This window comes from Chryseobacterium sp. ISL-6, assembly GCF_018613715.1.
GTDB classification, from domain to species: domain Bacteria; phylum Bacteroidota; class Bacteroidia; order Flavobacteriales; family Weeksellaceae; genus Chryseobacterium; species Chryseobacterium paludis.
On record NZ_JAGGPT010000001.1, the window covers coordinates 344,830 to 360,302 of the forward strand.

The window sequence follows — 15,473 nt, forward strand, 5'->3', positions numbered from 1 at the left end:
TTAAACGCAAAGGCGCAAAGGAATTTCGATTATTATCCTTGCGCCTTAACATCATAATTGTAAAATAAATGGCGTCTTTGTGTTTAATAAATTCAGTAAATTTTTATTTTCCGACCTGAGGAATTTCAATTTCTGAAACCATCATTTTGTATTTCTGTAATTGAAGAGGTATGGCTTCTTTTTTATCCCTGAAAAAGATTGAAGTACTGAAAAGATCTTCATAATAAGTAATGCCATCCAAAATGTTCTTTTTAAAAGAGTTCCATTTTTTTGTCTGAGAATGAGTAGTAACTACAGATGAATCCGCGATCTCTTTTTTCAGATGATCAACATACATTTTAAGTTCATTGATAAACATATTCGGACGTCGGTTGTCCGGTAGAATATTTGAATTACCGTAAATGTGCTGGACCATTTCTAATAATGAAACTTCTTTATTGAAATAGGCAAGATTTGGACCTGGACAAATTACAACCCCTTGCTTCTCTCCTTTTATTTCTATGTTCTGTTCCAGATATGCGGAATTAACCAATCCAACACATAAACATGCTTTATCGGTAATTTCGGTTTTCCTTTTATTGAACTCATCAGTCGTTAAGGTTTTTTTTTCCATTTGAAGTTCATCAAGTTTAATATCCTGATATTTCTTTGAGGCTGTGCATATACCTTTCGGAGAGTATTCTTTACTTAGAGCTAATAACTTTTTCGGACATGAGCTTCCATATTTTTTATTCCCTTCTTTCTTATCTTTCAAAAGCTGATTGGAAGTACCACGAACAGTATTGAAAGGAACGCCCAACGGAGAAATCTTACTGAGATAAAAATCTTCTTCCTTTGATTTCAGGAGAAGCTCTCTGGTTGCTTTATCTACGGAAGTAGCTTCCGGAACGAGTAAAAATGGCGATCCCCACCCTACGCTGTCAACATTGTAATTTTCAAGTAAAAATTCGTGCTCTTCCGATGTGCCTACCCCGCCCTGAACTGTAATTTTCATTTCCAGTGGCTGTACAACAATATATTTGCCTTTCTGTTCTAAAGCATTATTCATTATTGTATGTGCAGACTGTATAAGTTCATTCTTTTTTTGTTTAAACTCTTCCATGATCGGTCCCAATAACAAACCTTCGGTTGCAAAGGCATGTCCGCCGCAATTTAATCCTGATTCTATTCTATATTCAGAAATCCATAATCCTTTCTTTGCTAAAAAATTCCCCTGTATCATTGCTGAACGGAAATCGCTGACCTTAAGAATGATCTTCTTCTTTAAAATACCATTCTGATCGGGGAAAAAGTCATCAAACTCTTCGATATAACTGTATAATCGTGGATTCATTCCAGCGGAAAGTACCATTGATGATGATAATTTGCTTTTGGCAAATCCTCGCAGCGAAGCATGGGCATCATTATAAATAACCGGGAGCTGTTCGTTTTTTCTGAAATTGTCTTTGTCTACTTTGGTCATGATATTGACATCGATACCTCCGGGTTTCAGATTGGTTTCAATAAAATGTTTGATGCTCGAACTGAGATAATCCTTTTGATTTAAAAAACTTTGTAGTCCGTTTTTAAGGTCAGAAGTGTTAGGAAGCATTGCAATGAAGTTCTTTAGTACTTCCTTATTTTTACTAAGTTCCTGTTTAAAAGCTTCAAATTTTTCATTTACGATATCATCCATCATATCTAGGTAATCCGTAATTCTTTTGGCGCGGTAATCGTCTGTTTTATGAGAAATACTGCGATAATCCAAACTGAATTTTTTGTTATAAAAGTCTTTCATTTTTTCGATGATCTCATCATCTATGATAGAAATAACAGAAGAAATTCCATAGTGTGCCACCCGTATCGGACTGTCTATGGTATAGGCGAGTCCCATCACAGGAATATGAAAATTGTGTAAGGGTTTATTTTTCATTTTTATTAATAAAATTAGTTTGAAAAGATAGTTTGAAACCCTTAATTATCTTATACTATTATCTACTAAAGTATACCTTTACAGTATATGAGAATAATGATATTAAAAGGGAGTTAAAAAGATATTTTTTATGAAAAAATCAGGTAAAAAAATGAAAAAGAAACGCAGTTTTAGAAAGTAATACCTTACTTTGTTTTAAATGATCAATAAATAAAAATTTGAAAAGTATGGTACATCAGCTTCAGCGTGAGCAACAATTATATTGTAATCTGGAAACGGCCTGGAATTTCTTTTCTTCGGCTAATAATCTGTCTGAAATTACACCCAAAGACATGAATTTTATTGTTCTTACCAAGCTGGAAAATGATGAGATTTATGAAGGAATGATCATCGATTATTATGTTTCTCCTCTATTGGGAGTTAAAATGGCCTGGCAAACAGAAATTACCCAGGTTTCTTTTCAAAAGAATTTTACAGATTTTCAGAAAAAAGGACCTTATAAATTGTGGAATCATTTTCATGAATTTATTCCTAATGAAAGAGGAGTACTGATAAGAGATACTATCGATTATGAACTTCCTATGGGATTTTTAGGAGAAATTGCACATGGTTTATTTGTTAAAAAGAAACTTGAGCATATTTTTGATTATCGTTTTCAGGTTTTAGAAAGATTATTTAATCAGAATAAATAGTTAATCCTATTTTTTAATCTGGATTAAAATAAAAAAATAGATGAAGCTTTCTTTATCCTATTTTATACCAATAGTAGATTTAAGATTGAAATTTTTTATAATTTACAATAAAAGCAATATGGGAGAATTTTGTTTTAGTATATTATTTTCTGCATTATTATTACATTTACGTTGATAAACGTTCTAATAAATATACCATGGTAAAATCTACAATACCACTCCATAAAAACGAGCTTCCCATTATTGGTATTGAAATCTGCCCTATTGTTAAGCCTGATAAAATATTACAAATTCCACATAGGGATGAGCATTTTATGTTTGTTGTTCAACAGGAAGGTAACTCTTTATGGGAACTTGATTTTCGTGAAATTGAATTATTTGGGACATCAATCTTGTACGTAGCACCAGGTCAGGTTCATCGGTATTTAAAACATGAAAATTGTAAAGGTTGGTTTGTATTTATAGAAACCGCATTAATCCCTAAAACGTATCTTGAGATCTATAATACCTATCTTAATTCCAATCAGGTAGCTTCAATAACAAGAGATAGTGATTTATTTTCATTTATTCCTGTCTTTGATTCTATTTTAAAGAATCCTGAAGCTCCTTTTCAGAATAACCTTATAAGTTCGCTCTCTGATAGTTTGACAGGGCTTATTATTAGAGTATTCATAGAGAACCGACATTCTGAAAAGATTATTGCCGGACAGAAATATAAAACTGTACTTCAGTTTAAACAATTGATTCAGACGCATTATAAACAATTGAAGCAGGTAAAAGAATATGCATCGGAACTTCATATAACTCCTCTTTATCTGAATGAAGTAGTAAAAGAAATTACAGGTTTTGCGGCCAGCCATTGGATACAGCAGGAAATTATTATTGAATCTCAACGGCTATTATATTATACCAATCTGGATATAAAACAGATTGCCTTTGAACTGGGTTATGAAGATTACGCCTATTTTTCCAGGTTTTTTAAAAATAAAACAGGATTTACAGCATCTCAGTTCCGAAAACGAAAACCATCATTTGTCCAATTATAGCCATGGAATAGCTATCGTCAGATCTGCTCTTCAAATTTACTTTTGTACTCGTAAAATAATTAAAAAAAACGATGCAATATGGCAAGTAAAAGTACAAATCCAGTAGCTCAGGGTCCAGATGCTACTGTTGTTAAGGAACAAAAAATCCCACTAACAAAAGTTTTGGCTCCAATAGTGGTCTCCGTATTTTCGGCCTACCTTACAATAGGTATCGCTTTGGGTGCATTACCACCATTAATCAAAAATGAATTAAAATTTGATACTTTCATTGTAGGAATTGTGGTGGGGCTTCAGTTTTTGGCAACGTTATTAACCCGCGCCTATGCTGGAAAAATTACAGATACACTTGGTGCTAAAATAAGTAATCACCGGGGGATATTTCTGGTTTTAATCGCAGGAGTCTTTTATATTATAGGTAGTTCCGCAGTCCATTTTCCATTAATAGCACTTGGGATACTCATCATTTCAAGGATAATACACGGTATATCTGAAAGTATGATGGTAACGGGAGCCTTGACTTGGGGAATTGGTTTGGTAGGACCTCATAAATCAGGTAAAGTAATGACCTGGAACGGAATTTCAATGTATGCAGGAATTGCTATAGGTGCGCCTTTAAGTATGTGGTTAGGAAATAGATTTGGAACAGGTGTTCCTTTTTTATTGATTTTTGCATTATCAAGTATAAGTTGGCTGTCTACCGCTAAACTACCGACTCTTGAAGTTGATCCGACCCACATAAGAACTCCATTTTATAAAGTAATAGGAAAGGTTTCGGATCAGGGATTGGCATTGGCTTTTTCTTCTTTAGGATTTGCCTGTATAGCTTCTTTTATCGCTTTACTATTCGCTGAAAAAAACTGGGATAATGCTTCTTTGGGATTTATCTGTTTTGGGGGCTTTTATATTCTTACCCGCATATTATTTTCTTCCTTCCCTGATAAATATGGTGGTTATAAGGTTGCATTGGTTTCATTTGTTATTGAAATTATTGGTCAGCTATTGATTGGTTTTTCTCATTCAGGATGGATGGCTATTGTAGGTTGTGCTCTTACAGGAATAGGTTTTTCCCTGGTATTTCCTTCTCTGGGAGTTTTGGCAATCAAGAAAGTTACTCCACATATGAGAGGAACAGCTTTAGGAGCTTACTCAGCCTTTTTTGATCTTTCCTTAGGATTGGCAGGTCCAATAGCCGGGATCATTGCCGGATGGTTCAGCTACCAGTCTATTTATATATTCGGTGCTGTAGGTGGTATGCTTGCCATTTTGGTTTTGGTAATGCGAAAGAACAGTCATGAGTAAGGTGATTTTAAACTACTTCTCATCATCTGATTTATAAAAAAAGACTAACCTTTCCGGGTTAGTCTTTTTGTTTGTATTGATGGACTCATTTATTTTTTCATCCAAGACTGATTGTCTTTTTTATCAGAGCGTTTTTTACCATTGTCGATATTATAAGCAAAACCAACTCCTAAAGTTTGTTTTAGCTGTGTCCTTCTGATCTGATTGTGATCATATAGTAAGTCTAGAGTTATATTAGTAGAAATGAATTTATTGATCTTCATATTTAAAATTCCACTGTAAGAAAGAACCAATCGATCTGGATGATCTAAATAATTAGAAAATACGGAACCTGTATTGGTAAGGTTGATGTTTTCCATGATTTTCAGTTTATAAATAGCTGTTCCTAAGAAACCGAACTGGAATAATGAAGAATCTCCATCATTTTTTAATCCATAAGTTCCGGCATATTGCAGATCTTTATCTAATACAAATGTCACTCTTGCATTAGCTGGACGTAGGGTCATGGTAAAGTTATCATTAGGTCTGTAAGTAAAACCGGCACCTACATTTAAATAACCGGGAGCCATAAAATTCGAGATCTTTTTAGCATCAGGGTTATTTCCATCTTCATATCCTGCTGCAAACTGAGTCTGTAGACTTACACCACCGGATACGTACCAGTTTTTGGCAATCTCTCTACCATAATTACTGGAGAGATTAATGACATCCTGTGTTTTTCTAGTTCCTACTCCCTGGGTGTTATTTTGCCCATAGCCAAGAATAATAATGTTTTCCCATAGATCTTTTCCTTTTTCATAAGTAAGGTTGTAATTTACACCTGCAAGCCAACCCACGTTGTTAGCTCCACCACCAACCCAATTCGAAAATGCAGCTTGGTTTAGCATTAAAGTGTTTTGACCCTGAATGCTCCATGCTTTAGTTGTATCTACTACAGGAGCTTCAGTTTTTACCTCTTGTGCAGAAGCAAAAATTCCAAAAGAAATGGAAAAGGTTAATAAAATTTTTTTCATAATTTAAAGATTTGGTTGCAAAAATAGAAATATAATTTTTGTTAAAAATTGTCAAAAAAACCTAAAATCACTTAAAATTAATGTTTTTTATCATACAATTTAATAATGTGATAGAACAATATTTTGCATATTGTTCACTTTTGTATGAAATATACAGTATTGATGGGTATTTCTGATAGAAATCATTTTGTTTATTTGAAATCAATTTAATATATACACCCTCTTTTGTTGGTATCTGGTGACTCTGTAATAATTTCATGGAGAAGGGAATTAAATTTCTTAATTTTAACAGATACATAAAATGATTGAATGAAAAAAGAAGTCCTGTATTTAAAGATTGCCGGAATCATTGAGAAACAAATTCTTAATGGAACCTTAAGGCTTGGCGATAAACTCCCGTCTATACGAACTGTACAGAAAGTGTATAATGTAAGTATCAATACTGTTCGACAGGCATTTCTGGAACTTGAAAGTAAATCATTAATAGAGCCTGTTCCAAAATCGGGTTATTATGTAAGCCGGGCTTCTCAAAGGAAATTTTCACTTCCCTCGGTTATTATATTAGAATCATTACAGAAAGAAAAACATCCTGAAGATCTTTTTAATAAAACTTTTGCTTCATCCGATAATAAAGATATTACCCATTTTTCTCTTGGCTTGCCTGAAAAAAGTCTTCTACCAATTGCTCAGCTTAACAAAAGTGTCGCTACGGTGATGCGCACTTTAGCCAACGGTGGTGCAACCTACGAATCGGTACAGGGTAATCTTAACTTCAGAAGAACCGTTGCCAGATGGGCGTTTATGCTGGAAGGTAAAATAACTGAAGATGATGTCGTGGTAACATCAGGGGCTATGAATGGAATGTTTATGTGCCTGATGGCAGTTACGAAACCTGGAGATAAAGTAGCTATTGAAAGCCCAGCCTATTTCGGAATCCTTAAGATGATAAGTGCCATGGGACTTGAAGCTGTAGAAATACCTTCAGATCCTGCAACCGGTTTGGATCTGGAAGCTCTTAAAAAGGTTTTGCCTACGATAAGTGCATGTTGCTTTATAGTAAATTTTAATAATCCTTTGGGCACTCTGATGTCTGACGATCATAAAAGAGAACTGGTAAAAATGCTTACGGAGCGTGATATTCCACTGGTAGAAAATGATATATTCAGGACAGTCTATTATGGAGCAGAAAGGCCAAAACCCTGTAAGGCATTTGATGAAGCTGGCATTGTAATGCTGGTCAATTCTGTATCTAAAACACTGGCGCCAGGTTATCGTGTAGGCTGGATTATTCCTGGAAAATACAAAGACAGGATTATTCAGCAAAAATTAATTCAAACACTTTCTACACCTGCAATTTATCAGGAAACGATATCACATTTTTTAGAGAACGGAAGATATGATCATCACTTGCGGACTTTCAGAAAAACAATACAGGCTAATTGTCAAAAACTTCAACAAGGAATAGAGGATTTTTTTCCGGATAACACGAAAGTTTCTCAGCCAAAAGGAGGTTTTATGCTATGGTTGGAGCTTGATAAAAAAATTGATACCGTAAAACTGTATGATATTGCCATCCGTCAAAATATAAGTTTCGCTCCGGGAAGGATGTTTACTCAATACAATCAATATAACAACTGTATGAGACTGAATTTTGCAATGGAATGGAATGAGAAAATAAACACTGACCTCCAGACCCTCGGGAAAATTGTTAAAGCCTGGTGATCTGTACCCTAATAAAAAACATCAACTGTATCTGTACCTCTCATACTGATTGCTCTAAATTTGTAAACAACAAAACCAAATGATTTTAAAAATTGACGAGGCTGTAAAGTAATATTTATAGCTTCGTCTTTTTTTATCGTCTCCAATATTTGTTGAGATTCATAATGTCAATATTTTTTTTCTTTTGCTTTCAACTTTTCTATCACTTTCCTACTGTTAAAATACATTTATATCAATTTTAAGAGAAATAATAAATATTGTTTTATCCTTTATTAATCGGATAAAAGCACTGGTCATGGGCATGCTAAGTATAAGTACTGAATAAAAAAAATGGTGCTTTATACTCTACTATTTGTTTTTTTATAATCGCAATTTTGGAATGTTAAACTTTAAAAACAAAAACCATGTCAAAATTCAAAATTAACATCGTAGCAGGTCCGCTTTGGAGCAACGATCAAGCACAGAAATTAGGTGGCCGTATCGCTGCGGCACATTTAGGAAAATTTACTGGACAATGGAGTACCATTGTTGAGGGAGAAATGAGTGTAATTGAAGTTGAGTATGATACTGCTCCTTCAGGGGATACTGAATATACTTTAGACGTTCTTGCAGGACCTATCTGGAGTAATGATGATGCTAAAGAAATATGTCCGTCTATTTGTGCATCTTATGGAGGTACTTGGAATGGACAATGGACAACAGTTGTTGAAGGCAAAATGAGCGTTTGCGGCTGTGTGTTTAAATTTTAGGAAATAAAAAGTTTCAGAGAACCTTCAGGAATTCCTGAAGGTTTTTTTTGATCTACTGCAAGGGAATAAATGCCCGTGAACAGCTGATTTTGTATTAAAGAATAAAAATGTATATTTGAAAATATTTTAATTATATGCATGCATAACATTAATATGTTATTAATAAATAAATTAAAATATTAATAAAATTACAATGTGTTACATAATATATTTTATTATATTTGCACTTCGAAATAATTTTTTTTCATCATTTGTGTTTTTTAAGGCCTCCCTCGGGAGGCTTTTTTTGGAGCTTAAATTGCTGGTTAAAAAATGAAAATGAATGCTCAAAAAGGCTATTGACAAACAGGCTTAACATCATTTAATAAAGTAACTAACATTTTACCAGGCTCCTCGAAAGGAATTAAATGAGCTGAATTTTCAAACCATATCCCCTTTTTTGTAGGCGCTTTTACATTTTGTATCCATTTTTCGGTTGGCTCAGAAGGAGTTGTATAGTCATGTCTTCCCATAAACATAAAGACTGGAATAGGAAATTTCTTGATGCTTTTGAAATCAACCTGTAGAAATTCAGGAAGAATTTTTCCGAGAGTAAAGAGACTTCCCTTGCCAATCGCTTCGGCATCTATATCAGAGTATTCAGGAGATAACAGTGGAGCCTGGAAGAAATACTTTGAGTTATCTTTAAATGCCGTTAAGCCTCCATAATATTGAGGCCATTTTCTTGCAATAATAATCCGCTGCCTTGTAATGGGAATATTCCCAGGATATGGTGCTATTGTGGCCAGTTCTTTCAAGGCAGTAGTGTTTTTTAATCTGGTAGCTTCCTTTACTGCATAATCAACACTTAACCGTTCGTTATCCTTGGTGTTAATTACTTGCCCGATGCCAACATAAGCATAAAATAAATCAGGCCTTTTTAATGCAGCATTCATGGAAATTACAGTTCCCCAACTATGTCCAATGAGGATCACTTTTTTCTTTTTATATTTTTGTTTAATCAACTCGGCCAACTGTATTGCATCATCAACATACTGATCAATTTTTATAGTATTGTTTAATCTTAATGTATCATTCGCATTATATGTTTTACCAGATGCTCTCTGATCATAGTTGACGACCGTAAAATATTCCTCAATAGGCCTTTGAAACATCCACATCACCGGAGATATTGGAGATGCAGGACCACCATGCACAAATAAAATCATAGGATTGTCTTTGTTTTGTCCTCTTACATATACCCATTGATCTATCCCTCCAATTTGAGCTTTATATCTTTCCTGGATTCCATTGGGATTAGCAATCGAATCCAAATCTTTAATGATTTCTTTGGCGTTAGCATACTCATCGGAAGGTTGTTTATTTTGCCCAAAAAGAACAATTGAGCATAGTAGTATTATTAATAATGACAGTCTCTTTATCATTTGTGTTTATTTTTTTTAAGAATAATTCCTTATACTAAATATACTAATATAAAGAAATAAATTTAGAACAGATTAGCAAAATGTGAATGTACAGGCTTATTTAATAAAAGGGAAAAAAGCATAAGCTTTCGGGAAATTACTCTATTCTTTTTAGGTCAGTGATGGTGCAACTTTGTACTATTAATTTTAAACAATAATTAAAAATGAAAAATTTTCAAATTCCCCAAAAAGAACAACTTTCAGAAGCTAACCAAAGTATTTTCAATCAACTGGAAAAAGGGATTGGATATGTTCCTAACCTTTTTGCCACTTTCGCTCATTCTGAAAATGGATTAAGTACCTATATGGGATTGCAAAATGCAAAATCTTCTCTAAAAGCAAAAGAAAAAGAGGTGGTGAGTCTGGTGGTAAGTCAATATAATAAATGTCTTTACTGTTTAAGTGCTCATACTGCTGTCGCAAAGCTTAATGGATTTAATGATGAACAAATTTTAGAGATCAGAAAAGTAAATATTTCTTTTGACTCAAAACTAAGTTCTTTGGCTAATCTGGTTCAGGAAGCAGTAAGTAAAAAAGGAGAAATATCTGATGAAGCAAAAGAAAACTTTTTTAATGAAGGATATACAGAAGGAAATCTAGTTGATGTGATTATTGCTATTGGTGATAAGACCATAACCAATTATTTATATGCTGTCACAAAGATACCCGTAGATTGGCCAATAGCTGCTGAGCTATAGACATTAAGTAATATTAAACAGAAAAGGCTGCCAATTTATGAGGTAGCCTTTTCTGTTTAATGAATTAAGTATGCATTGCTATAAATGCCTCTAAAGCTTGAGATTTTGGAATATTCTTTAAATAAATAAGTGAAGTTGATATGCTGCTTATCTCTTTGTTAAGTTTAAATACCTTTAACTTACGGGACTTATAATATTGTTCGATCAGTTCAACAGGGAGTATGGTGATTCCGAGACCAGCCTCAACAAAATTAATAATACCTTCTATGGAATTCAATACCATACTTTTGTATTCAATGATACCCCTTGAATTAAGCATTGCTTCAAGCCTTGCTCTATACACGCATCCCTGTTCAAATACAACAATACTTAGGTTTTCTTTTTTAAGGATCTGGTTGATTGATTTTTCTTCAAGAGAAGAAACGATAACCAATTCATCCTCCTTAATGTGGACCTGCTCAAGTTGTGAAGAATGAATAGGAACCGAAACAAATGCAGCATCCAGTTTATAATTTAATACATCATCAATCAGTTTGGTACGGGAATCTGATTTGAATTCCAAATCTACATGTGGATATATTTTCATAAAATTTGAAAGGATACCCGGAGCCTTAAATACTAAAGTGGTTTCTATACATCCAATACATAAATTTCCCCCTATCTGATCCGATTTTTTGATTTCTTTTTTAGCTTCATCAATAATATGAGAAATCTGACGCGCATACTGAATGAATGCATGTCCGGATTTGGTTAAAGAAACCTTTCTTGAAGTACGGGTGAAAAGTTGTGCTTCCAATTCTTCCTCTAATGTTTTTATTCTTGCAGTAACATTAGACTGTACCGTACACATCACATCTGCAGCTTTAGTAAAACTTCCGTGAACCGCTACTGCCTCAAATATTTTAAGATCATTTAAATTCATATATCATTTTTTGTGATAGTTGTAATCATAATTAATCGTTTTATGTAATCAAATATATGACGTAATTTTGAAATAACAAAAAACAAAAACAATTATGAACCCAACTATTTATTACAAAAACGTAGATGTTAACGGCCTGAATATTTTTTATCGTGAATCGGGACCAAAAGATGCTCCAATTCTATTGCTGCTTCACGGATTTCCTACTTCCTCACATATGTTTCGGGATTTGATTCCTACTTTAAATGATAAATACCACATCATAGCTCCGGATCTGCCGGGTTTTGGATTTACCGATGCTCCGGATCCATCGCAGTTTGACTATACTTTCGATAATCTTGCTAAAACTATGCAAGGGTTTATTGATACTCTGGAACTAAAAAGATTTGCTCTGTATATTTTTGATTATGGTGCTCCCACAGGTCTCAGACTTGCCTTAGCCAATCCTGAAAAAATAACGGGGATTATTTCTCAAAATGGGAATGCTTATGAAGAAGGTTTAAGTGAAGGTTGGAATCCTATGAAAAAATACTGGCAAGATCCAAGTAAGGAAAATCGAGAAGCACTAAGCGATTTTACTTCAAAAAAGATGACCATATTCCAATACGAAGAAGGAGTTCGTGATGTATCGCTTATTGCTCCGGAGTCCTATGCATTGGATCAGTATTTTCTGGACCGTCCGGGAAGAAATGATATCCAATTGGATCTGATGCTGGATTATCGTACTAATGTTGCTTTATATCCTGCATTTCAGGAATATTTCAGAAAATATCAACCACAATTATTAGCCGCTTGGGGGAAATATGACCCTTTCTTTTTACCTCCGGGAGCAGAAGCTTATAAAAGAGATATTCCGAATGCTACCATAAAGTTTTATGAAACCGGTCACTTTGCACTGGAAACTCATGTACAGGAAATAAGTAAGGATATCAGAATTTTTTTAGATCAATTACCGGCATAGCTAATTGAATATCTTTATTAATTAAAAAGAAAATGCCTGACCGAATCTGTTGTAAATTCGGTCAGACATTTTTTTCTATTAAGTTAGAAATGATTGATCTTAACAAGATTTCATTCTACCTATTTAAATTTTCAATAACCATCGCTGAAGCTCCCCCACCACCATTACAGATCGCTACTACTCCATATTTTCCTTTTTCCTGTTGTAACACATTAAGAAGGGTAACCAGGATTCTTGCTCCCGAAGCTCCTATCGGATGACCAATAGCTACTGCTCCGCCATAAACATTAACCTTCTCAGGATCAAATCCCAGGATTTTCTGATTTGAAAGAACTACTGAAGCATAAGCTTCATTAATTTCAAAATAGTCTACTGCAGAAAGATCCAGATTAGCACTTAAAAGTGCTTTTGGAATTGCTAACGCTGGCGAAGTGGTAAACCATTCCGGAGCCTGAGCGGCATCTGCATATCCTATGATCTTGGCAAGTGGCTTTAGCTGATATTTTTGTACAGCCTCTGCAGAAGCCAGAATTAAGGCAGCAGCACCATCATTTAAATTGCTGGAATTAGCTGCAGTAAGTAATCCGTCTTTTTCAAAAACAGGTTTCAGCTGAGCTATTTTTTCCGGGATAAGCTTATAAATATCTTCATCCTTATCGATTGTAACCGTCTCTTTTCCTTTGGTGACTTCAACAGGAACAATTTCATTTTTAAATTTTCCCTGAGCCGTTGCATTTTGCGACTTTTGATAAGAAGATAAGGCATAATCATCCAGCTCCTGTCTTGTATGTCCGTATTTTTTTATACCCAGCTCTGCTGCACTTCCCATGTGGAAATTATGATAGACATCCCATAATCCATCTTTGGTCATCCCATCGGTAAGGGTAATATCACCCAATTTCTTTCCGTTTCTTAGAAAAGCATAATGTGGAACATTGCTCATGCTTTCCATACCTCCGGTTACGATAAGATGTTCTAAACCAGTCTGAATTTGCTGTGCTCCCAATGAAGTGGCTTTCATTCCTGAGGCGCATACTTTATTAATTGTTGTGGCATCTTTGTCATAAGGAATATCAGCAAAAATAGCAGCCTGTCTTGCCGGAGCCTGTCCTACTCCTGCACTCAGTACATTTCCCATATAAACACTGTCTAATAATTCGGGTTCCAATGAAATGCTTTTATATGCTTCACGAATGGCTAAAGCTCCTAATTGTGGTGCAGAAAAACCAGATAAATTTCCAAGTAATCCACCTACAGGGGTGCGCTTTGCTGATACAATAAATACTTCTTTCATGATAATTTTATAGATTTTTATTGAATATTATTTAGTTCTTTCTAATGATCTGCCGAAACGATCACTATTTTTTTGTTCTTATTTCTTTTCAGAAAAAATAATAATAAAGGTAATACAAATATAAATGCCAGACCAATAACCATATATGCATCAATATAACTTAAAAAAAAGGACTGTTTTACAACTATTTTTTCCATTAAGGCAATTGCCTTTTGCTGAGCTTCAGGAAATCCAAAACCTTTGCTCTGAAAAAGAGAAGTGTAGGTTTGTAATCGATCCATCACTGATCTGTTATCAGGAGTAAGATTTGAAATTAAATCGGTGCGGTGTAGGGCTACTCTTCTTGCGATATAAGTATTGATGATTGATATTCCAAAAGATCCGCCAAGCTGTCGCATCATATTATTGATCGCTGTTCCCTGTGGCATATCTTCTGGTTTCAAAGAGGAAACAGCAAGAGATGCCAACGGAACCGTAAGTAAAGCCATTCCCAGTGCTCTAAATATTAAATTAATAGAAATTGTTGCAAATGAAACTTCCAGATTCACCTGACCCATAGACCAGTTAAAGTAAATAAAACAGCAAAATCCCAATAATACAACTAAAGCAGGTGGAACTCCTTTTTGCAGTACTTTCCCGGTAATGATCAGTGCAAATACGGCAATGATAGATCCTGGCAGGAGCAAAAGACCTGCCTGAGCAGGATTAAATCCTAAAAATCGCTGAGCAAGTACCGGAGTAAGATAGATGGAAGTAAACATACCAATGCCGGTTATGAAAGTAAGAATAGCCGATATACTGAGTGAAGGATGTTTAAGTACTGATAGTTTAACCACCGGATGCGGGATGGTAAGTTCTCTGTGTACAAATAAAACAAGCGACAAAACAGCGGCAGCAGTGAGAAAAACAATATATCTTGTAGCAAACCAGTCTTCTGTTTCTCCACGTTCCAGCACGGTTTGTAAAGAGCCAATTCCAATAATCAATAAAATAATTCCCCACCAGTCAATCTTTTTAACCTTCTGTCTTGTCGGTGATTCCGGGAGTAAACGGAAACATAAAATCGCAGCTAGAATGCCTAAAGGAATATTAATGTAAAAAATCCATCTCCATGAAAAATTATCGGTGATAAACCCACCTAGTGTAGGGCCAATAGTAGGTCCGATGAAAACTCCGATTCCAAATAAAGCACTGGCAATGTTCTGTTTTTCTTTTGGAAAACATTCATACACCACCATTGCTGATACAGAAAGTAAAGCCCCTCCTCCAATACCTTGAAGGAATCTAAACATCACCAATTCCCAGAGGTTGGTTGAATTCCCACACATAAAGGAACATACGGTAAATAGTATAATAGAACCGATATAATAATTTCTGCGCCCCAGATTATTTACAAGGAAACTGGTCATAGGAATGATGATCACATTGGCGATACCATAGGCTGTAACTACCCAGGAAATATCTTCTAAGGTGGCACCAAGATTTCCGCTCATATAATTAAGGGCTACATTCACAATGGAAGTATCTATCAGTTCCATTATAGCTGCGGAGATCACGGTTATGATAAGAATTATTCTCTTCATTTCTAAAGTTTTTATAATATTTTAATATACCGATCGGTATATTTTATTTCAAAAAAAACACTTAATTATTAAAGCTGTTTTTGTTTTTTTTATTCGTTTTGTGTCGGATTCAATTTTAA

General features: G+C 34.5%; 13 protein-coding genes. 7 read left to right on the forward strand and 6 right to left on the reverse strand.

Annotation, left to right across the window (positions count from 1 at the left end; genetic code table 11):
• Positions 1-103 precede the first annotated feature (103 nt).
• The gene (locus J7E44_RS01620; RefSeq protein WP_214824859.1) at positions 104-1,912 is read right to left on the reverse strand and encodes a hypothetical protein; all 1,809 of its coding nucleotides are present in this window, start codon (positions 1,910-1,912) and stop codon (positions 104-106) included.
• A gap of 227 nt (positions 1,913-2,139) precedes the next feature.
• Between J7E44_RS01620 and J7E44_RS01625 the strand changes: the two genes are divergently transcribed.
• The 3 genes from J7E44_RS01625 to J7E44_RS01635 all read left to right on the forward strand — a co-directional run bounded on the left by J7E44_RS01625 (position 2,140) and on the right by J7E44_RS01635 (position 4,949).
• On the forward strand, positions 2,140-2,604 hold the full coding sequence (locus tag J7E44_RS01625) for an SRPBCC family protein (protein WP_214824861.1): 465 nt from the start codon (positions 2,140-2,142) through the stop codon (positions 2,602-2,604).
• Between the two features lie 197 nt (positions 2,605-2,801).
• Entirely contained in the window at positions 2,802-3,650 is an 849-nt protein-coding gene (locus J7E44_RS01630; protein ID WP_214824864.1) for a helix-turn-helix domain-containing protein, read from the forward strand.
• A gap of 78 nt (positions 3,651-3,728) precedes the next feature.
• Positions 3,729-4,949 carry an MFS transporter gene (locus J7E44_RS01635; protein WP_214824867.1) on the forward strand — a complete coding sequence of 407 codons (1,221 nt, stop codon included), beginning with the start codon at positions 3,729-3,731 and terminating at the stop codon, positions 4,947-4,949.
• Between the two features lie 89 nt (positions 4,950-5,038).
• Here the strand turns inward: J7E44_RS01635 and J7E44_RS01640 are convergent, their stop codons facing one another.
• Complete coding sequence (locus J7E44_RS01640; protein ID WP_214824870.1) at positions 5,039-5,962, reverse strand: DUF3078 domain-containing protein; 924 nt, start codon at positions 5,960-5,962, stop codon at positions 5,039-5,041.
• A gap of 309 nt (positions 5,963-6,271) precedes the next feature.
• Between J7E44_RS01640 and J7E44_RS01645 the strand changes: the two genes are divergently transcribed.
• Both J7E44_RS01645 and J7E44_RS01650 read left to right on the forward strand, forming a co-directional pair.
• Positions 6,272-7,684 carry an aminotransferase-like domain-containing protein gene (locus tag J7E44_RS01645; protein ID WP_214824873.1) on the forward strand — a complete coding sequence of 471 codons (1,413 nt, stop codon included), beginning with the start codon at positions 6,272-6,274 and terminating at the stop codon, positions 7,682-7,684.
• Between the two features lie 404 nt (positions 7,685-8,088).
• On the forward strand, positions 8,089-8,433 hold the full coding sequence (locus tag J7E44_RS01650) for a mannan-binding lectin (protein WP_214824876.1): 345 nt from the start codon (positions 8,089-8,091) through the stop codon (positions 8,431-8,433).
• Between the two features lie 335 nt (positions 8,434-8,768).
• Here the strand turns inward: J7E44_RS01650 and J7E44_RS01655 are convergent, their stop codons facing one another.
• Positions 8,769-9,857, reverse strand: a complete 1,089-nt coding sequence (locus J7E44_RS01655) for an alpha/beta hydrolase (RefSeq protein WP_214824879.1) — start codon at positions 9,855-9,857, stop codon at positions 8,769-8,771.
• Between the two features lie 203 nt (positions 9,858-10,060).
• Between J7E44_RS01655 and J7E44_RS01660 the strand changes: the two genes are divergently transcribed.
• A complete protein-coding gene (locus J7E44_RS01660) occupies positions 10,061-10,594 on the forward strand; it encodes a carboxymuconolactone decarboxylase family protein (RefSeq protein ID WP_214824881.1) in 534 nt (177 codons plus the stop codon).
• A gap of 64 nt (positions 10,595-10,658) precedes the next feature.
• Here the strand turns inward: J7E44_RS01660 and J7E44_RS01665 are convergent, their stop codons facing one another.
• Positions 10,659-11,516, reverse strand: a complete 858-nt coding sequence (locus tag J7E44_RS01665; protein ID WP_214824884.1) for a LysR family transcriptional regulator — start codon at positions 11,514-11,516, stop codon at positions 10,659-10,661.
• Positions 11,517-11,610: 94 nt separating this feature from the next.
• On the opposite strand from J7E44_RS01665, the gene J7E44_RS01670 reads away from it, so the two are divergent.
• Complete coding sequence (locus J7E44_RS01670) at positions 11,611-12,477, forward strand: alpha/beta fold hydrolase (protein ID WP_214824888.1); 867 nt, start codon at positions 11,611-11,613, stop codon at positions 12,475-12,477.
• Positions 12,478-12,592: 115 nt separating this feature from the next.
• Here the strand turns inward: J7E44_RS01670 and J7E44_RS01675 are convergent, their stop codons facing one another.
• Both J7E44_RS01675 and J7E44_RS01680 read right to left on the reverse strand, forming a co-directional pair.
• On the reverse strand, positions 12,593-13,771 hold the full coding sequence (locus J7E44_RS01675; RefSeq protein ID WP_214824892.1) for an acetyl-CoA C-acyltransferase: 1,179 nt from the start codon (positions 13,769-13,771) through the stop codon (positions 12,593-12,595).
• A 41-nt stretch (positions 13,772-13,812) separates the two neighbouring features.
• Positions 13,813-15,354, reverse strand: a complete 1,542-nt coding sequence (locus tag J7E44_RS01680; RefSeq protein ID WP_214824895.1) for an MDR family MFS transporter — start codon at positions 15,352-15,354, stop codon at positions 13,813-13,815.
• Positions 15,355-15,473: the final 119 nt, after the last annotated feature.